Here is a 20,838-nt window from a genome sequence, read left to right on the forward strand (position 1 = left end):
TCCAAGAGCAAAGCAAATTTTGATTTTTGCTGATGATGAAGCGAAACGGTTCAATGCGAAATTAGTTGGAACAGAACATATTTTATTAGGATTATTAAGAGATGATGAGATTCTTGCTTCGCATATTTTAGTGAATTTAGGCTTGAGTTTGCCTAAAATGCGACAATTGTTATTAAAAAAGATGGGAGTAACAGAGAATGTTTCCCAGAATCAACAAGGAATGGGTCGCCGCAAGCCAGTAGCAAAAAATCAGCAAAATACTTCTCAAGGTACACCAACATTAGACAGTCTTGCCAGAGACTTAACTAAATTGGCTCGGGAAAAGAGATTAGATCCGGTTGTTGGCCGGGAAAGTGAAGTTCGCCGCGTTGTTCAAATTTTAAGTCGTAGAACGAAAAATAACCCTGTACTAGTGGGGGAACCAGGTGTAGGTAAGACTGCTATTGTTGAAGGGTTAGCACAGCGGATTATTTCAAATGATGTTCCAGAAGATATGCGAGGCAAACGCTTAATGATGATGGACATGGGTGCTTTAGTTGCTGGCACGAAGTATCGAGGTGAGTTTGAAGACCGATTGAAAAAAGTTATCGATGAAATTTATCATGATGGAAAAATTATTCTGTTTATTGATGAGTTGCATACATTAATTGGTGCTGGTGGGGCAGAAGGGGCAATTGATGCTTCGAATATCTTGAAACCTGCTTTGGCAAGAGGCGAGTTACAAACAATTGGCGCAACGACTCTTGATGAATATCAGAAATATATTGAAAAAGATTCTGCTTTGGAGCGGCGTTTTGCACGTGTACAAGTTGATGAGCCTACTCCTGAGGAAGCTGAGCAAATATTAAAAGGTTTGCGTCCACGTTATGAAGAACATCACAGCGTTGAAATTACGGATGAAGCTTTACATGCAGCAGTTTCTCTATCTGTTCGTTACATTAATTCACGTCAACTGCCAGACAAAGCGATTGATCTTATGGATGAATCCGCTGCGAAGGTTCGGTTAGATACAACGGATGAGATTTCGGAATTAGATGAATTACAGCGAGAAATTTACGATTTGACTGAAGAGAAAGAAAAAGCAATTCAAAATCAAGACTTTGAATCTGCTGCTCGTTTGCGTATGAAAGAAAAACAGTTGAATCAAGAGTTGGAACGTGCGGCTATTACTGAAGCAAAACAAGAGAATGGCTATATTAATCGGGTTACAGATGAAGATGTTGCGTCGGTCGTTTCTCAATGGACAGGTGTGCCTTTGCAACAGTTGGAGAAGAAAGAAAGTCAGCGTTTGCTCGATCTAGAAAATGTACTGCATAAACGAGTAGTGGGACAAGATACCGCTGTAAAAGCTATTTCTCGAGCAATTCGTCGCGCTCGCAGTGGATTAAAAGATCCCAATCGCCCAATAGGTTCTTTTATGTTTTTGGGACCTACTGGTGTTGGTAAAACTGAATTAGCGAAAGCTTTGGCTGAGGCAATGTTTGGTAGTGAGGAAGCGTTAATTCGGGTCGACATGTCCGAGTTTATGGAAAAATACAGTACGAGTCGACTAATTGGCTCGCCTCCGGGCTATGTGGGTTATGAAGAAGGTGGTCAATTGACCGAAAAGATTCGTCAGAAACCTTATTCAGTGATTTTGCTTGATGAAGTTGAAAAAGCTCATCCGGATGTATTCAATATTTTACTGCAAGTTTTGGATGACGGTCATTTAACTGATTCTAAGGGACGTAAAGTTGATTTCCGTAATACTATTTTAATCATGACGTCTAACATTGGTGCTACCGAGATTCGCGAAGAAAAAAATGTAGGCTTTAATGTTAAGGATATTACGAAAGATCATGATGCAATGGAGAAACGTATTTTGGAAGAGTTGAAAAAAGCGTTTCGTCCTGAATTCTTGAACCGGATTGATGAAACAGTAGTGTTCCAGTCATTGGATCAGGAACAAATTCATGAAATTGTGAAAATTATGAGTCGTTCGATTGTTGAACGTATGACTGAGCATGAGATTAAGGTAAAGATTACAGCTTCGGCCTTTGATGTTATTGGGAAAGTTGGATTTGATCCTGAATATGGTGCACGTCCAATCAGAAGGGCGTTACAAAAAGAAGTGGAAGATCGTTTAGCAGAAGCGTTGCTTTCTGGTCAAATTCAATTGGGAGATGCGGTTACTATTGGTGCCAGTAAAGGTAAGATAACGTTAACCGTTCGAGCATCAAAAGAAGACAAAATTCCCCAAGAAGTTTAGTAATTATATGAGAAGTTTTCCTCTTAGGAGGGGAGCTTCTTTTTTCTAAAGCTGGTTGGAAACTTCTTAGAGCTGTGATAGTATGAAACAGTCATAAAGGAGGATAAAGAATGATTGAAATCATTGCTACCGTAGAATCTATCGATCAGGCAAAAGCGTTGTTAAATGTCGGAATTGATACATTATATATAGGAGAAGAGGAGTTTGGTTTACGTTTGCCGGCTTCTTTCTCTCGAGTGGAACAAAAAGAAGTGATTGAGTATGCACATCAGCATGGGAAAAAAGTGAATATTGCACTCAATGCTATTATGCACCCGGACAAAATGAAACAAGTACCAGAATATTTAGATTTTCTAGTGGAGTGTCAACCGGACCGGATTGTTGTTGGTGATACAGGGGTAATCCAAGTATTGCGTAAAGGAAATTATCCGTTGCCGTTTATTTATGATGCAGAGATTTTAGTGACTAATGCCCGGCAAATCAATTTCTGGCAGAAAAAGGGGGCAGTTGGAGCATTGTTGGCCCGAGAAGTTCCATTTGAGGAAATGAAGGTTTTGGCTCAGCAGGTAAACATTCCAGTTGAGGTACTGGTGTATGGTGCAACGTGTATTCATCAGTCTAAACGGCCATTATTGAAAAATTACTTTAAGTATACTGAACAAGATGAAGCTATCGATCGCAAACGCAGGTTATTTTTGTCCGAGCCTAAGAAGGAAGATACTCATTATTCAATTTATGAAGATCAACATGGCACGCATATTTTTGCGGATAATGATCTTAATTTAATCAATGAATTGAGTGAATTATATACCCAAGGGTTTACTACTTGGAAGCTAGATGGATTATTTACACCAGGAGAAACTTTTGTAAAAGTTGCTCAATTATTTGCTGCAGCGAAAGAAGCACTGGAAGCTGGAAATTGGTCAGAGGAACAAGCTAAAGCAGTGGAAGAAACGATTCAGCAGTTTCATCCAGCAGAACGTGGGTTGGATACAGGTTTTTATCATTTAGACCCAGAGGCGATTAAATAAAGGAGCAAAACAATGGGACAAAAACAATTAAAACGTCCGGAGGTTTTAGCACCTGCCGGAACATTAGAAAAATTGAAAACTGCTATCCATTATGGAGCAGATGCGGTATACATAGGCGGAGATGCTTACGGATTGCGCTCAAGAGCTGGAAACTTCTCTTTTGAGGAAATGGAAGAAGGCGTTGCTTTTGCAAAAAAATATAATGCTAAGGTCTATGTAGCAGCTAATATGGTAACTCATGAAGGTAACGAGAAAGGTGCGGGAGATTTTTTCCGTAAATTACGGGATATTGGAATATCAGCAGTTATTATCTCAGATCCGGCCTTAATTGAAATTTGCTCGACTGAGGCACCTGGATTAGAAATTCACCTATCAACCCAAGCTTCAGCTACCAATTATGAAACGCTGGAGTTTTGGAAGGAAGAGGGATTGGAACGGGTGGTATTAGCTCGTGAAGTATCCATGGATGAATTGGCGGAAATTCGTCGACATACAGATATTCAAATTGAGGCCTTTGTACACGGGGCTATGTGTATTTCTTATTCTGGTCGTTGTACACTTTCTAATCATATGTCTATGAGAGATGCTAATCGTGGAGGCTGCTCACAGTCTTGTCGTTGGAAATATGAACTCTTTGATATACCATACGCTCAAGAGCACCGTTCCCTGACTGCTAATGGCGATGTGACAGAAGAATTCTCAATGAGTGCTGTAGATATGTCAATGATTGAACATATTCCTGATTTAATTGAAAATGGTGTAGACAGCTTGAAAATTGAAGGTCGCATGAAATCTATTCATTATGTATCAACGGTATCCAATGTCTATAAAGCGGCAGTTGACAGTTACATGGCTGATCCAGACAATTATATTTGCAAGCCGGAATGGATTGATGAGTTGTGGAAAGTCGCACAACGTGAATTATCTACTGGTTTCTATTATCATATACCTACTGAGAATGATCAATTATTTGGTGCACGTCGAAAAATACCGGTTTATAAATTCATTGGCGAAGTGTTAAGTTATGATGAAGCAGCGGGAATAGCTACTATTCGGCAACGGAATCATTTCCGTATAGGAGATGAGATCGAATTTTATGGGCCCAACTTCCAACACTTTCACCAAACTGTGGATGAGATGAAAAATGAAGAGGGTGAATCGATTGATCGAGCACCGAACCCGATGATGATTCTTACGATGCCGATAGCACAACCGGTAAAAGCCGGTGATATGATTCGCAAGAAAAAAGATTAACCCCCAAATATATTAAGTATAGGATGGTCTGGGCGGCTGTCTGGTTTAGGAGGAACATTAATGGAACAATATGATTACATTGTAATTGGTGGTGGAAGCGGCGGAATTGCTTCAGCAAATCGTGCGGGTATGCATGGCGCTAAGGTTTTACTGATTGAAGGTCATGAAATTGGCGGAACGTGTGTGAATGTGGGATGCGTCCCTAAGAAAGTGATGTGGCAAGCTAGTTCTATGCTGGAAATGATTGAACGTGATGCTGAAAGCTATGGAATATCCGTTGATGTAAAAAACTTCAATTTCGAACAATTAGTGGATCGTCGAGAAAAATATATTGAATTCTTGCATGGTGCTTACAATCGTGGATTAGACAGCAATCATGTCAAACGTATCCATGGTTACGCGGCTTTTAAATCAGACCATGTAGTAGAAGTAAATGATCTGGAATATACTGCTCCACATATTTTGATTGCAACAGGTGGCCAACCATCACAAATGCAGATACCTGGTGGTGAACTAGCGATTGATTCTAATGGTTTCTTTGCCTTGAAGAAACAGCCGCGAGAAGCAATTATGCTAGGTGCCGGTTATATTGCAGCAGAATTGGGTGGTGTTTTACAGGGAATGGGTACGAAAGTTCATTGGGCTTTTCGTTATGGTCAACCCTTGCGTACTTTCGACAAAATGCTGGCTGAGAACTTAATGGAGATTTATCGCGATAACAATATGGACTTGCATCCTTATTTTGTGGCTGAAAAGATAGAAAAAGATGAGCAAGGCAATTTTACGGTCTATTTCGAGAATGGTGAAACGTTAACAGGTGATTGTGTCATTTTCGCAGGAGGTCGTCAGCCTAATACAGACAAGTTAGGCATTGAAAATACGACTGTTGAATTGAATGAGAAAGGCTTTGTTAACGTAGATAAATACCAAAATACGACTGCTGAAGGTATTTATGCTATTGGAGATGTGATCGGCAAGGTTGATTTAACGCCAGTTGCGATTGCAGCAGGCCGACGTTTGTCTGAACGTTTATTCAATGGTAAGAAAGATGAGTATCTGGATTATGACAATATTCCAACAGTTATCTTTACTCATCCAACGATTGCAACAATTGGTTTGTCTGAAGAACAAGCAATCGAACGGTATGATTCAAAGGATATCAAAATTTACCATTCCCGTTTTACACCAATGTATTTTGCTCTAAGTGACTATCGGCAAAAATGCGATATGAAGTTGATTTGCTTAGGTGAAGAGGAGCGAATTATTGGTTTGCATGGCATTGGTATGGGTGTGGATGAAATGCTGCAGGGATTTGCAGTAGCGATCAAAATGGGTGCTACTAAAAAGGATTTCGATAATACTGTGGCTATCCACCCTACTGGCAGCGAAGAATTTGTAACGATGCGTTAGTCGAACGCTTTAATAATGATAAAAATGTCACTATGCTCATTAAACTAATTGATGAGTATAGTGGTATTTTTTAACCTCATAATACTATTTTTTTGATAAACGGAAGCCAAATGAAAGATAACTTATATTTCTTCTTGAAATCTCATTTTACTAAAGATAGAATGAACGTGGCTGTGTGGGTTAAGCAGCAAATGGCTTTGTTCAATATGGCAAATGAGGTAGAGAGAAGGAAATGGTTTGTTGGAATTTTTTAAGAATTTATCCCTAATTAAAAGAATTGTTATTGGTATTATTATCGGGGCAATACTAGGTATTGTCGTTCCACAATGGACATTCATTGCTATTTTAGGAGACTTGTTTGTAGGCGCATTAAAAGCAATTGCACCAATTCTGGTATTTGTATTGATTTTAGCTTCGGTAGCAAAACATCAGACAGGAACAAAAACTTTTATTAAGCCGATTATTGCGTTGTATTTATTTACCACCCTATTGGCTGGAGCGATTGCTGTGGTAGCCAGCTTTATTTTTCCAGTAAAAATTACCTTGCAGGAGGTATCTGGTATGCAAGAAGCACCTCAAGCATTAAGTGAAGTGATGAATACAATTTTGACCAATATCGTACAAAATCCCATTCAAGCAATGGCGGAAGGCAATTATCTAGCTCTACTGTTTTGGGCAGCTTTAATTGGTTTTGCTTTACGGACACGTGATCAACGGACGAAGGACTTGGCAGATGATTTGGCGACTGCTATTACTCATGTTGTGCAATTGATTATTGCTCTAGCACCTTTTGGTATTTTAGGATTGGTGTACCAATCGGTTGCAACTACAGGTGTAAAGGGATTGGCCCAATATGGACAGTTATTATTACTGTTAGTTGGAACCATGTTAGTGGTAGCCTTGATTGCTTATCCACTCGTTGCATTTATCTTGATTCGTCAAAATCCTTACACGTTAGTCTTTTTCTGTTTAAAAGAGAGTGCTATTCCAGCCTTCTTTACCCGAAGCTCTGCGGCGAACATTCCGATTAATATGATGTTGGCAAAACATTTAGGATTAAGTGAAGAGTCTTATTCTATTTCTTTACCGTTAGGTGCCACTATTAATATGGGAGGAGCAGCTGTAACCATTTCGATTATGACTTTGGCTACGGTAAACACCTTGGGAATCGAAGTGGGTTTGGGCTTATCTTTGATACTTTGTGTATTATCTGCACTATCAGCTTGTGGGGCTTCAGGCATTGCCGGCGGATCACTGTTACTGATTCCGTTAGCTTGTAGTCTGTTCGGGATTCCCAATGATATTGCGATGCAAGTAGTAGGTGTAGGATTTATCATTGGTGTCGTTCAGGATTCAGTGGAAACAGCCGTTAATTCATCCAATGATCTATTTTTCACAGCAGTGGCGGAATTAGCTGATTTGCGAAAAAAAGGCAAAGATTTAAAATTGAAGGAACGTTTAGCAAATTAAAAAGGAGCTCTTCTCATTGACGAGAGGAGCTTTCTTTTTTTATTGAATACTGCTTAAACTGATTTCGCCGGAGGAAAGTGCAGTAATTTCACCATCTAAGTCGACTAGTAGTTCACCAGTGTCGCTGATCCCTACCGCTTTACCAGAAAATTGCTGATTTTTTTGTTGAAAAGTTACCCTCTTACCTAAAACAAAAGATTTTTTACGATAAATGGATAGATACGTAGAATCTTTTTGTTCAAGCAATTGAAAGAACTGATTCCAAATTTCGATAATCAGCTGATTTCTAGTAATGGTTGGTTTCCCATCAGCAAATAGCGAGGTCGCTTTTTCTTGCAGCTCGGGTGGAAATTTTTCTTGAGGTACAGAAAAATTAATCCCCATACCAATGATAACATGTTTAAGTCTGTTGATTTCTACATCCATCATTGCTTCTGAGAGAATTCCTACGAGCTTTTTCCCATTTAAATAGATATCATTTACCCACTTAATTTGAGTATCGACTCCGGCAAGAGTATCAATAGCCTGAGTGACAGCTACAGCCATCAAAACGGTATATTGTGGTAATTCATGTAACTGAGTGTCAGGTTTTAACAGAATGCTCATATAAATACCTGCTTTTTCCAGAGCAAAAAACGGTCGGTTGAAACGGCCCCGTGGTGCTTCCTGCATATCAGCAACTACTAAAATTGGTGGCTCCTCACCATTTAGTACCGCCAATTGGGCATCTTTCATAGTGGAAACCGATGTATCTAAAATACGTATTGTCAATGGTTCCTGAATACCGGCTGCTATTTCCGCTGCGTCTAATACATCTGAAGCTTGGTAACGGTAACCGGTTGAATGATGCTCAATCTGATAGCCGGATTTTTCTAATTCCTTAATTGCTTTCCAGATAGCCGTGCGAGAAAGCTGTAGTTCTTGTGCTAGTTGTTCGCCGGATACAAAGCCAGTCGTATTTTTTAGTTTTTGTAATACTTTTTCTTTTGTCGACAACAAGATGGCCTCCTTTTTGGTCAGTGTATCAAAAAAAGCAGACTACCGCAAAGTAGTCTGCCAAGAAGGATGAATAGTTGATTTTTAGCTAAGCAATAATGCGTCATCTTTTAATTCAGCACCTGAGTTTTGATGGAATAATTCCATTAATTTCGGTACGGTTAAATGTTCTTTTTCCTCTTGTCGGATATCGATCGCAATTTGTCCTTGGTGAAGCATAATCAAACGATTTCCGTAGTGGATAGCATCTTCCATATCATGGGTAACCATGAAGGCTGTTAATTGATGTTCACGAATTAATTTTTCGGTTAAGTGCATCACTGTGATGGATGTTTTTGGATCCAACGCTGCAGTATGCTCATCCAGCAGAATTAATTCAGGACGCTGCAAGGTAGCCATTAACAAGGTAATTGCTTGCCGCTGCCCACCAGACAGTAATCCAATTTCAGCATCCAAGCGGTTTTCTAAGTTTAAATCTAGAGTGGCCAGCTGTTCTCGGAAGAATTCACGGTCCTTGCTGCGAACACCTAAACCGAACCCTCGTTGGAAGCCGCGTTTCATCGCCAAGGCTAGATTTTCTTCAACTGTTAAACGTACGGCGGTTCCCATACGCGGATCTTGGAATACACGACTGATTTTCTTGGCACGTTTGGTAACCGATTGTTTAGTAATGTCTGTATCGTTTAGAAAGACTTTGCCTTCTTCGATTGGCAAGGTGCCTGCGATACTATTTAGCAAAGTTGATTTTCCGGCTCCGTTTCCACCGATGATCGTAACAAAGTCTCCTGGTTCCAGCGCTAAGTCAATGCCGCGCAGTACATGATTTTCGTTAATCGTTCCTCTTTCAAAGTATTGATGAAGATTACTGATTTTTAAGACTGGTTGCATTGTTCTCAACTCCTTTCTTACGATCTTTTTTTGGGATATTCAATCCTAGCTTTTGACGAATTTGCGGTAAGGATAGACAAACCACTAAAACGATGGCCGAAGCAAGTTTTGAGTCCGTTGGCTGAACGTTCATTTCGAATACTAAAGCCAAAATGAAACGGTAAATGATGGCACCTGCGACAATAGTAATGAGACGAGTCGCAATGGGGCGATTGTGCAGCAGTACTTCAGCGATAATGATAGAAGCCAAGCCGATAACGATTGTTCCCACACCGGAGTTTAAATCAGCAAAGCCGTTGTTTTGCGCCAATAGCGCACCAGACAATGCGATACAACCGTTAGAGATCATGTAGCCTAAAAGCTTCATATTCTCAGTTTTGATCCCGTTTGCTTCACTCATATCTGGATTGTCGCCAGTAGCCCGGATAGCTAAACCGATCTCGGTACGGAAAAACAAAACGAGCAGAACAATCACTAAAACAGCGATTAAAGCGCCGACAGCAATCACAGCATTGTTTTTCATTAATCCCATGCTTTGAATTGGGGTAAAAACAGTGTCTTCACCTAACAAAGCAATGTTTGGAGCGCCCATAACTCGAGAAGTTATGGAGTACAAACCGGTCATAGTAATGATACCGGCTAGCAAAGCTGGAACACGAAATTTTGTATTCAAAATTCCTGTAATCAACCCCGCCAGCATGCCGCCGAAAAAGGCAGCAATTGTAGCTAACACTGGGTGGGTACCGTTGACAATCATAACTGCCGCGATCCCGCCGCCTAGAGGAAAACTTCCTTCAGCGGTTAGATCGGCAATATCCAAGATACGAAAGGTCAGGTAAACACCGATCGCAAGTAAAGACCATAAGAGTCCTTGTGACGTAGCTGAGAGTAATAGTGACAAAATATTCATCCTTCATCCTTCTTTCTGGGTGCGCATATTACGCTGGTTCTTTAATGCTATCTGGATCGATTCCTAAATCTTTGGCCATTTCTTTGTTGACAACTAATTCAAGGCTGTCAGCACTTTCAACGGGCATAGTAGCTGGTTCAGCGTCGCCATCTAAGATTTTAGCTGCCATCAAGCCAGTTTGTTTTCCTAATTTTTTGTAGTTGATTCCGACAGTCGCTAACCCACCTGCTTCTACTTGGTCAGTTGATCCAGCAACTAAAGGAATTTTTTTCTCTTTAACAACTTCACCAACGATTGATGCAGCACTAGCGAACGTGTTATCTGTTGGAACATAGATGCCATCTACTTCGTTAGCTAAAGATTCAGTTACTTGTTGTACATCGTTAGTTGTGTTAGCAGTTTTAGTGATTACTTCAACACCAGCTTTTTCTAAAGCTTCTTGTGCTAAATCTGCTTGTATTTTAGAGTTTGCTTCACCAGCATTGTACATAATGCCGATTTTTTTAGCGTCTGGAGTTAAAGACAGAAGCAAGTCTGTTTGTTTATCGATTGGCACCATATCTGTAGTACCTGTTACATTGCCGCCAGGTTCTTTGTTGCTTTTAACTAATTTCGCTTCTTCTAAATCAGTTACTGCAGTTACAACGATTGGAATATCAGTTGTTGAATTTAGTAGTGATTGTGCTGAAGGAGTCGCAATTCCCAATAACAAATCATTTTTGTCTTTGACTAATTTTTCACTCATACTCTTCAGGTTGTCTTGGTTATTCTGTGCGTTTTGATAATCAATAACTAAGTTTTCGCCTTCAGTATAGCCCCCCTCTTTCAGCCCTTCTTTGAATCCTTCGTAGGCACCATCTAATGAGGCATGTTGTACCAATTGCAATACTCCTACATGTTTGGCATCGCTGTTCGCTGCACTGCCAGTGCTATCTGTTGTGTCGTTGTTTCCGCCTCCGCAAGCCCCAAGTGCTACTAAGGCAAGTACGCTAATTCCTGCTAATAAAGTTTTTTTCATCTTTTTTTCTCTCCTTTTATAATACAAAAAATCACCCACTCAGAATGCTAAGTGGATGATTGTACATACGAGATAATCATTTTATTATCCTCAGCCACTTAGTATTTCCTCTACGTGGCTGGTGGTACGTGAAATTGCTCTAGCCATCATAGATACAAACTTGCGTTTTGCCCTGTTTGCATCCAGTGATGAATACAAACATTATCTAAAATAGCTAAAGTAGCGATTATTCAGTTGTGGTTTTTTCATCGTCATCATATTCATAAGAAAAACCTCCACTTCTGGTTGTTCATTAGTATAAGGTAAGAAAAATGAGATGTCAATAATAAAAACGAAAAGTTCAGAAAATTAAGAGAGTTTATATATTAACTTTATTGGAAGGAGTAGAGTTAATTTGTTTAAGAAAACCTGCATCAAGAACTCGATTATTTCCAGAAGCTATTGACATTCTTGCTGGATTCATGTATTATATGAAGTTGCTAAAACTATCTGAAATGATCTAAGACAGGAACGAAATATTGTCCGTTTCGGTTTAAAATAAAGGAAACAAAAGTAGAAGCTCACGAAAATTTTTCAAGAGAACGTTCTATTTTTGGTTTTTTTTTGCCTAAAAGCCGTAAAAAATGTCTCTTGTTACACGAACTTAACGTTCGTAACAAAAATGTCATGAATCTTCGGATCGGTTTTCAGACTTTTAACAAGGAGTGAAGAACTTGGCTGGATATGACGTGAAATACGGGAAACACCGCACACGTAGAAGCTTTGCCCGCATCAGTGAAGTATTGGAATTACCGAACTTGATCGAAATTCAAACAGATTCTTATCAATGGTTCTTAGATGAAGGTCTAAGAGAAATGTTTGAAGACATTTTGCCAATTGAAGACTTTACCGGAAACCTGTCATTGGAATTTGTTGACTATGAATTGAAGGAACCAAAATACACCGTCGCAGAAGCACGCCAACACGATGCAAATTATTCTGCCCCTCTACATGTTATCTTACGCTTAGTAAACCGCGAAACTGGCGAAATTAAATCCCAAGAAGTATTCTTTGGTGATTTCCCATTAATGACTGAACAAGGAACCTTTATTATCAATGGTGCCGAACGGGTAATCGTTTCGCAGCTGGTACGTTCTCCTGGTGTTTATTTCCATGGGAAAGTAGATAAAAATGGAAAAGAAGGCTTTGGCTCAACAGTCATTCCTAACCGTGGTGCATGGTTGGAAATGGAAACAGATGCGAAAGATATTTCATATGTACGGATTGACCGTACTCGGAAAATTCCTTTGTCTACTCTAGTTCGTGCGTTAGGCTTTGGCTCAGATGATACTATTATGGAATTGTTTGGCGAAAGCGAATCATTGCGTAACACGATTGAAAAAGACTTGCATAAAAACCCAAGTGATTCTAGAACCGAAGAAGGCTTGAAGGATGTTTACGAACGTCTTCGTCCGGGTGAGCCAAAAACAGCCGACAGCTCTCGAAGCTTGCTGACAGCTCGTTTCTTCGATCCAAAACGTTACGACTTAGCAAATGTTGGTCGTTACAAAGTAAATAAAAAATTAGATTTAAGAACTCGTCTGTTGAATTTAACCTTAGCTGAAACCTTAGTGGATTCAGAAACTGGCGAAATCATCGTGGAAAAAGGAACAGTTTTAACCCACCAAGTGATGGAAGAATTAGGCCCTCATTTGGAAAAAGGATTGAACTCAGTGACTTACTACCCTTCAGATGATGCGGTAGTTACTGAACCAATGACGGTTCAACCAATCAAAGTTTATTCACCGAAAGATCCAGAGCGTGAAGTAACAGTTATTGGTAATGGCTATCCGCCTGCGGAAATACGTACCGTACGCCCAGCAGATATCATTGCTTCAATGAGTTATTTCTTGAACTTAATGGAAAACATCGGCAACGTGGATGATATTGACCACTTAGGGAACCGTCGTATTCGTTCCGTAGGTGAATTACTGCAAAACCAATTCCGGATCGGGCTGGCTCGTATGGAACGTGTGGTTCGGGAACGGATGTCGATTCAAGACACTGAAACTTTAACACCACAACAATTAATTAACATTCGTCCGGTTGTAGCAAGTATCAAAGAATTCTTTGGTTCTTCACAGCTGTCACAGTTCATGGACCAAACCAACCCACTGGGTGAGTTGACGCATAAACGTCGTCTATCTGCCTTAGGACCTGGTGGTTTGACTCGTGACCGTGCCGGATATGAAGTTCGAGACGTTCACTATTCTCACTATGGCCGTATGTGTCCGATTGAAACACCGGAAGGTCCGAATATCGGGTTGATTAACAGTTTGGCTTCTTATGCAAAAGTGAATACATTCGGTTTTATCGAAACACCTTACCGCCGGGTAGACCGGGCAACTGGCCGAGTAACTGAACATATTGATTACTTGACTGCCGACACAGAGGATCATTACGTTGTGGCCCAAGCCAACAGCAAATTAAACGATGACGGGACATTTGTTGAAGAACTAGTTATGGCTCGAGCAACTAGTGAAAACTTGGAAGTAACTATCGATAAAGTGGATTATATGGATGTATCGCCTAAACAAGTAGTTGCGGTAGCGACTGCATGTATTCCGTTCTTGGAAAATGATGACTCCAACCGTGCCTTGATGGGTGCCAACATGCAGCGGCAAGCTGTACCGTTGATCCAACCGCGTTCTCCATGGGTTGGTACTGGTATGGAATATACAGCTGCTCATGACTCAGGTGCTGCTTTATTATGTAAAAACGATGGTGTTGTTGAATTTGTAGACGCAACTGAAGTACGGGTTCGTCGCGACAATGGCGCCTTGGATAAATACGATATTACTAAATTCCGTCGTTCCAACTCTGGTACCAGCTATAACCAGCGTCCGTTAGTAGGCTTAGGCGAAATCGTCGAAGTTGGGGACATTTTGGCTGATGGTCCATCAATGGAAAACGGAGAATTAGCATTAGGTCAAAACGTAGTAGTTGCCTTCATGACTTGGGAAGGTTACAACTATGAAGATGCGATTATCATGAGCCGTCGTTTGGTTAAAGACGACGTGTATACTTCGATTCATATTGAAGAATACGAATCAGAAGCTCGTGATACGAAATTAGGACCTGAAGAAATCACTCGCGAAATCCCGAACGTTGGGGAAGACGCATTGAAGAACTTGGACGAAATGGGAATTATCCGCATTGGTGCTGAAGTTCATGATGGCGATCTATTAGTAGGTAAAGTAACACCAAAAGGAGTTACTGAGCTTTCTGCTGAAGAACGTCTATTGCATGCTATCTTTGGTGAAAAAGCCCGTGAAGTGCGTGATACATCATTACGTGTTCCTCACGGCGGCGGCGGAATCGTTCACGATGTGAAAATCTTTACTCGTGAAGCCGGCGACGAATTATCACCAGGTGTTAACATGCTGGTACGGGTATACATTGTTCAAAAACGTAAAATCCATGAAGGGGACAAAATGGCCGGCCGTCACGGAAACAAAGGGGTCGTTTCTCGCATTATGCCAGAAGAAGACATGCCTTACCTGCCAGACGGCACACCAGTTGATGTCATGTTGAACCCACTAGGGGTACCTTCTCGGATGAATATCGGACAAGTATTGGAATTGCACTTAGGTATGGCTGCTCGTTATTTAGGCATCCACGTAGCCTCTCCAGTATTTGATGGAGCTGCCGATACAGATGTATGGGAAACTGTACGTGAATCAGGTATGGCTGGCGATGCTAAAACCGTTCTTTATGATGGACGTACAGGTGAACCATTTGATAACCGTATTTCGGTTGGTGTTATGTACATGATCAAATTGGCCCACATGGTTGATGATAAGCTGCATGCTCGTTCAATTGGACCTTACTCTCTTGTTACGCAACAACCATTAGGTGGTAAAGCGCAATTCGGTGGACAACGTTTTGGGGAAATGGAAGTTTGGGCACTGGAAGCATACGGTGCTGCTTATACCTTGCAAGAAATCTTGACTTACAAGTCAGATGACGTTGTAGGTCGTGTGAAGACTTACGAAGCGATTGTCAAAGGTGAACCAATTCCAAAACCAGGCGTTCCGGAATCCTTCCGCGTATTGGTGAAAGAATTACAAGCTCTTGGTTTAGATATGCAAGTATTGGATATCGACGACAAAGAAATTGAATTGCGTGACATGGATGATGATGACGACGACTTGATCACAGTTGATGCTTTAACCAAGTTTGCTGAACAACAATCAGCTAAAGCCTTGGAACAAAAAGCCGCTGCTGAACGTGAAAGCCAGGCCGCAGATTTAATCCAGGAAATTGAAACAGCAGAAGACTTATAAGAGTCCGTTTGACGCAAGTCATCTAGTGGTTTAGATGGCTTGCGGAGTATAAGAAATGGAGGGAAACCCTTTTGATCGATGTTAATAAGTTCGAAAGTATGCAAATAGGTTTAGCTTCTCCCGAAAAAATCAGAAGCTGGTCTTACGGTGAAGTTAAAAAACCGGAAACCATTAATTACCGTACCTTAAAGCCAGAACGCGAAGGGTTATTTGATGAACGGATCTTTGGTCCTACCAAAGACTGGGAATGTGCCTGCGGAAAGTACAAACGTATTCGTTATAAAGGCATCGTTTGTGACCGTTGTGGTGTAGAAGTTACTCGCTCAAAAGTTCGTCGTGAACGCATGGGACACATCGAATTAGCTGCTCCTGTGACACACATTTGGTATTTCAAAGGTATTCCTTCTCGTATGGGTCTTATTTTAGACATGAGTCCTCGTGCCTTGGAAGAAATTATCTACTTTGCTTCTTACGTAGTTATTGAACCTGGTAATACAAGCTTGGAAAGAAAGCAACTACTAACAGAACGTGAATACCGTGAAAAGCGTGATCAATACGGTCAAGAATTCCACGCTGCCATGGGTGCAGAAGCGATCAAACAACTGTTAGACCAAGTTGATTTAGAAGGCGAATCTGCCGAACTAAAAGAAGAATTGAAGACTGCTCAAGGACAAAAACGGACTCGTGCTATCCGTCGTTTAGACGTATTGGAAGCTTTCCGTTCTTCTGGTAACCGACCAAGCTGGATGGTTATGGATGTTATTCCAGTTATCCCGCCAGATTTGCGTCCAATGGTTCAATTAGAAGGTGGTCGTTTTGCGACTTCTGACTTAAATGACTTATACCGTCGGGTAATCAACCGTAATAATCGGTTAAAACGTCTATTAGACTTGAATGCGCCCAATATCATTGTTCAAAATGAAAAACGGATGCTGCAAGAGGCAGTGGATGCGTTGATCGATAATGGTCGTCGCGGCCGTCCAGTTACTGGACCAGGTAACCGACCATTGAAATCTCTTTCTCACATGTTGAAGGGGAAACAAGGTCGTTTCCGTCAAAACTTGCTGGGTAAACGGGTTGACTACTCTGCACGTTCAGTTATCGTTGTTGGACCGTTCTTGAAGATGTATCAATGTGGTTTACCAAAAGAAATGGCAATCGAATTGTTCAAGCCTTTCGTAATGAAAGAGTTGGTACAACGGGAAATTGCTTCAAACATCAAAAATGCAAAACGTAAAATTGAACGCCAAGAAGATGTTGTTTGGGATATCTTAGAAGAAGTTATTCGTGAACATCCTGTTCTGCTGAACCGGGCGCCTACTTTGCATAGACTTGGTATCCAAGCCTTTGAACCAATCTTGGTTGAAGGTCGGGCAATTCGTCTTCACCCACTTGTGTGTGAAGCCTACAATGCCGATTTCGATGGAGACCAAATGGCGGTGCATTTACCATTAGGTGAAGAAGCACAAGCAGAAGCACGTATGCTGATGCTGGCTGCAACTCATATTTTGAATCCAAAAGATGGTAAACCAGTTGTTACACCATCTCAGGATATGGTCTTGGGTAACTATTACCTGACTATGGAAGAAGACGGCCGTGAAGGGGAAGGCATGATTTTCCGCGACATGAACGAAGCTGTTTTGGCATGGCGTAATGGCTATGTGCATTTACATTCTCGTGTAGCTGTTGATCCAAATACTTTAGGCGACAAACCATTTACCGAATGGCAAAAGGAACGTCTAATGATTACGACTGTTGGTAAGATTATTTTCAATGATATCATGCCTCAGGAGTTCCCATATTTGAATGAACCAACTGATTTCAACTTGACGCAGCATACCCCTGACAAATACTTTGTCGAAAGAGGTTCTGATATTCCTTCGATCATCAAGGAACAAGAAATCATTTTACCGTTCAAGAAGAAAAACCTAGGAAACATTATTTCTGAAGTCTTCAAGCGTTTCAAAGTAACCGATACATCCATGATGTTGGACCGTATGAAGGATTTAGGATACAAGCATTCAACCATGGCGGGTATGACTGTTGGGATAGCCGACATCATGGCCTTGGCTGAAAAACAAGAAATCATCGATGCAGCTCACGAGCAAGTCGGTGTCATTACCAAACAATTCCGTCGAGGTTTGATTACCGATGATGAACGTTATGAACGCGTAATTGGTGTTTGGAACGCAGCTAAAGATGCCATCCAACAAAAACTGATGGAATCATTAGACGCGAAAAACCCGATCTTCATGATGTCTGATTCTGGTGCCCGTGGTAACATCTCCAACTTTACTCAGCTTGCTGGTATGCGTGGATTGATGGCCGCTCCGAATGGACAAATCATGGAATTGCCGATTATTTCAAACTTCCGTGAAGGTTTGTCTGTCTTGGAAATGTTTATCTCTACTCACGGTGCTCGTAAAGGGATGACCGATACTGCCTTGAAAACAGCCGATTCAGGTTACCTGACTCGTCGTTTGGTTGACGTTGCTCAAGATGTTATCGTTCGTGAAGACGACTGTGGAACTGACCGAGGCTTGGAAATTTCTGCGATTCGTGAAGGTAATGAAATTATTGAATCACTGGAAGAACGTTTAGTTGGACGTTATACGCAAAAAACGGTGAGACATCCTGAAACGAACGAAATCTTAATGGGTGGCGATACGCTGATCACTGAAGCAGATGCAAAACGTTTGCTTGATGCTGGTGTTGAAACAGTAACCATCCGTTCAGTCTTTACATGTAATACAAAACATGGGGTATGTAAACATTGCTACGGCCGCAACTTGGCTACTGGTGATGACGTTGAAGTCGGTGAAGCAGTTGGTACCATCGCTGCCCAATCAATCGGTGAACCCGGTACTCAGTTGACCATGCGTACGTTCCATACCGGCGGGGTTGCTGGAGACGATATTACTCAAGGTCTTCCTCGTGTCCAAGAAATTTTTGAAGCACGTAATCCAAAAGGTTTGGCGGTTATTACTGAGGTAACTGGTGAAGTATCTGAAATCGTTGAAGATGCTGCCACCCGTTCGAAAGAAGTAACAGTCAAAGGTGAAACCGATACTCGGACATATACTATTCCTTATACTTCTCGTATGAAAGTTGTAGAAGGAGACATTGTTCACCGTGGTGCACCACTAACAGAAGGTTCAATTGATCCGAAACACTTATTACAAGTGCGTGACGTAATCTCCGTTGAAACTTACCTGTTGCGTGAAGTACAACGAGTATACCGGATGCAAGGGGTAGAAATCGGTGATAAACATATCGAAGTAATGGTTCGTCAAATGTTGCGTAAAGTCCGCGTAATGGACCCAGGTGACTCAGATATCTTACCAGGTACATTATTGGATATTGCCGACTTTAAAGACCGTAACTACAATACTTTAGTAGCTGGTGGCTCACCTGCGACATCTCGTCCAGTCTTGCTTGGTATTACCAAAGCTTCACTAGAAACGAACAGCTTCTTGTCAGCTGCGTCATTCCAGGAAACTACCCGGGTCTTGACGGATGCTGCCATTCGCGGTAAGAAAGATCCATTACTTGGATTGAAAGAGAATGTTATTATCGGTAAGATTATTCCTGCCGGTACTGGTATGGCTCGTTACCGCAATATGGAACCAAAAGAAGTCGTTGTGGCCAGTGAAAATGTCTACAGTATCTCTGATATTGAAGCACAATTAGCTGCCGAAGATGCTTTGAACAATCCATTAGGATAAAAGATTAAGGACCTGCTCAATTTATTATTGAGCAGGTTTTTTTGCCATTCCAACTTTTGGCAGTGATAGTAAAATAGAAGGAAGTTACTGATTAATAACAAATAATCGAATAGAAAGGTTTAGTTGGATGGTATGCGTACGAAAATGAATCCCTTAAAAAGAGCTAGCTGTCAGTCTAACTTTCATATTTTTGTTAAAGCAAAAATAAATAGTTGAACATATTTACGAAATCTTTCCTTTTATGAGCAAATTTGTTTCAATTCAGGCAAAAGCGACTATGATAGAGTCAAAGGGGATGAATGCAATGGCAGAAGAAAAAGCAATTTTTGCAGGTGGCTGTTTTTGGTGTATGGTGAAGCCGTTTGATCAAATGCCAGGAATCAAAACAGTTGTTTCTGGTTACACCGGCGGACATGTACCTAATCCAACTTATGAACAGGTCGGCTCTGGCTTAACAGGGCATACTGAAGCCGTAGAAATTACCTTCGATCCTGATGTGATTTCCTATGAACAATTAGTAGAAATTTACTGGCAGCAGACCGATCCAACTGACGCTTTTGGACAATTTGCTGATCGAGGAGATTCCTATCGCCCGGTCATCTTTTACAATTCTCCTGAGCAAAAAGCAGTTGCTGAACGTTCAAAGGAACGTTTGCAGGCAAGTGGACATTTTGACAAACCAATCGTAACTTCGATTGAGCCAGCCAAAACCTTCTATCCAGCCGAAGATTATCACCAAGATTACTATAAGAAGAATAAATTGCATTACAAGATGTACAGTGAAGGGTCCGGCCGTGCTGGATTTATTCGCAAAAATTGGAGATAGAAGGAAGCCTAGAGCAAATTGTTCTAGGCTTTTTTCAGGAGCAGCAATACTAAAAGAGCAAAGAAGAGAAAAGGTACAAAAGGAATTTCCACCAAAACTTTTTCGCGCAGCCGCTGCACAGCGTAAAAAAGAATTCCGCTGCCAGAAGCTATTATTAAAACCATCAATAATTCATCAATTTGCAAAAATAGACTCCACAAGGCAATAATCCATAGATCTCCGCTTCCCATACTGTTTGGCAGCAGCTTTTGCAGCAGGTAAAAACCGGCAATCATAATGAGGGGATAAGTCCAGTGCAGCGGCCAACCAAGAAAAAGGGCACCGATAATGAGGGAACAACCGCTGAAAATTAAAATCCTCCCCTCTATTAAGAACGTATCGTAATCAATCATTGCCAATACATAGCTGCTTAACAACCAAAAGAGCAGCCAGCCGTTTTTCCAGCTTAGTTCTGGAAGAAAGAGCACAAAGAGGCAGCCGGTGAATACTTCGCAAAACAAATAACGAAGAGACAGCTTGTGCTGGCAATCTGAACAACGAAAATCTTGCAGAATAATCGAAAAGACCGGAATCAATTCTTGTGGTCGCAAGGGCTGACCGCAAAAAGTGCAATGGGAGCCAGGGTAGAGTATAGATTGGTGTTTAGGCAGGCGATCAGCAATCAAACAAAGAAACGAACCAACGATCGTACCGAGTAGAAACAAAAGAAATTGCATAACGAAAATCCTCCTTTAAAG

Annotated in this window: 13 protein-coding genes (1 of these 13 running past the window's edge); 8 read left to right on the top strand and 5 right to left on the bottom strand. The window is 41.1% G+C overall.

The features are described 5' to 3' along the window. From IGI49_RS14240 to sstT, 5 genes are all read left to right on the top strand, one after another. Positions 1-2,248, top strand: the 3' portion of a protein-coding gene (locus tag IGI49_RS14240) for an ATP-dependent Clp protease ATP-binding subunit (RefSeq protein ID WP_429962222.1). Its footprint begins 251 nt before the window's first position; the window shows 2,248 of its 2,499 coding nt (coding positions 252-2,499); its start codon lies beyond the left edge, outside the window; it ends in the stop codon at positions 2,246-2,248. Between the two features lie 110 nt (positions 2,249-2,358). Further along, a complete protein-coding gene (locus tag IGI49_RS14245; protein WP_429962223.1) occupies positions 2,359-3,279 on the top strand; it encodes a peptidase U32 family protein in 921 nt (306 codons plus the stop codon). Between the two features lie 12 nt (positions 3,280-3,291). Then, positions 3,292-4,533 (top strand): peptidase U32 family protein, encoded by a 1,242-nt coding sequence (locus IGI49_RS14250; protein ID WP_429962224.1) that lies wholly within the window; start codon positions 3,292-3,294, stop codon positions 4,531-4,533. 60 nt (positions 4,534-4,593) lie between these two features. After that, positions 4,594-5,943, top strand: coding sequence for a glutathione-disulfide reductase (gene gor, locus IGI49_RS14255; protein WP_207705041.1), 1,350 nt, complete (start codon positions 4,594-4,596; stop codon positions 5,941-5,943). 237 nt (positions 5,944-6,180) lie between these two features. Continuing rightward, positions 6,181-7,413, top strand: a complete 1,233-nt coding sequence (gene sstT / locus IGI49_RS14260) for a serine/threonine transporter SstT (RefSeq protein WP_429962225.1) — start codon at positions 6,181-6,183, stop codon at positions 7,411-7,413. Positions 7,414-7,452: 39 nt separating this feature from the next. Here sstT and IGI49_RS14265 read toward each other — a convergent pair whose 3' ends face one another. The 4 genes from IGI49_RS14265 to IGI49_RS14280 all read right to left on the bottom strand — a co-directional run bounded on the left by IGI49_RS14265 (position 7,453) and on the right by IGI49_RS14280 (position 11,225). Further along, entirely contained in the window at positions 7,453-8,409 is a 957-nt protein-coding gene (locus tag IGI49_RS14265) for a biotin--[acetyl-CoA-carboxylase] ligase (RefSeq protein WP_429962226.1), read from the bottom strand. 84 nt (positions 8,410-8,493) lie between these two features. Further along, on the bottom strand, positions 8,494-9,297 hold the full coding sequence (locus IGI49_RS14270) for an ABC transporter ATP-binding protein (RefSeq protein ID WP_429962227.1): 804 nt from the start codon (positions 9,295-9,297) through the stop codon (positions 8,494-8,496). Next, positions 9,272-10,207, bottom strand: coding sequence for an ABC transporter permease (locus tag IGI49_RS14275; RefSeq protein ID WP_207705037.1), 936 nt, complete (start codon positions 10,205-10,207; stop codon positions 9,272-9,274). The genes IGI49_RS14270 and IGI49_RS14275 overlap by 26 nt, the downstream gene beginning before the upstream one ends. A gap of 28 nt (positions 10,208-10,235) precedes the next feature. Then, the gene (locus tag IGI49_RS14280; RefSeq protein ID WP_429962228.1) at positions 10,236-11,225 is read right to left on the bottom strand and encodes an ABC transporter substrate binding protein; all 990 of its coding nucleotides are present in this window, start codon (positions 11,223-11,225) and stop codon (positions 10,236-10,238) included. A 704-nt stretch (positions 11,226-11,929) separates the two neighbouring features. On the opposite strand from IGI49_RS14280, the gene rpoB reads away from it, so the two are divergent. From rpoB to msrA, 3 genes are all read left to right on the top strand, one after another. Beyond that, positions 11,930-15,550: a DNA-directed RNA polymerase subunit beta gene (gene rpoB, locus IGI49_RS14285; RefSeq protein WP_429962229.1), complete on the top strand. Its 3,621-nt coding sequence runs from the start codon at positions 11,930-11,932 to the stop codon at positions 15,548-15,550. Between the two features lie 71 nt (positions 15,551-15,621). Next, positions 15,622-19,275: a DNA-directed RNA polymerase subunit beta' gene (gene rpoC / locus IGI49_RS14290; RefSeq protein ID WP_429962230.1), complete on the top strand. Its 3,654-nt coding sequence runs from the start codon at positions 15,622-15,624 to the stop codon at positions 19,273-19,275. A gap of 304 nt (positions 19,276-19,579) precedes the next feature. After that, on the top strand, positions 19,580-20,101 hold the full coding sequence (gene msrA / locus IGI49_RS14295) for a peptide-methionine (S)-S-oxide reductase MsrA (RefSeq protein WP_429962231.1): 522 nt from the start codon (positions 19,580-19,582) through the stop codon (positions 20,099-20,101). Positions 20,102-20,124: 23 nt separating this feature from the next. On the opposite strand, the gene IGI49_RS14300 is transcribed toward msrA, so the two are convergent. Next, positions 20,125-20,817 carry a prepilin peptidase gene (locus IGI49_RS14300; protein WP_429962232.1) on the bottom strand — a complete coding sequence of 231 codons (693 nt, stop codon included), beginning with the start codon at positions 20,815-20,817 and terminating at the stop codon, positions 20,125-20,127. Positions 20,818-20,838: the final 21 nt, after the last annotated feature.

The sequence above is a fragment of the Enterococcus sp. AZ071 genome, from assembly GCF_050499065.1.
Taxonomy (GTDB): domain Bacteria; phylum Bacillota; class Bacilli; order Lactobacillales; family Enterococcaceae; genus Enterococcus_A; species Enterococcus_A ferrettii.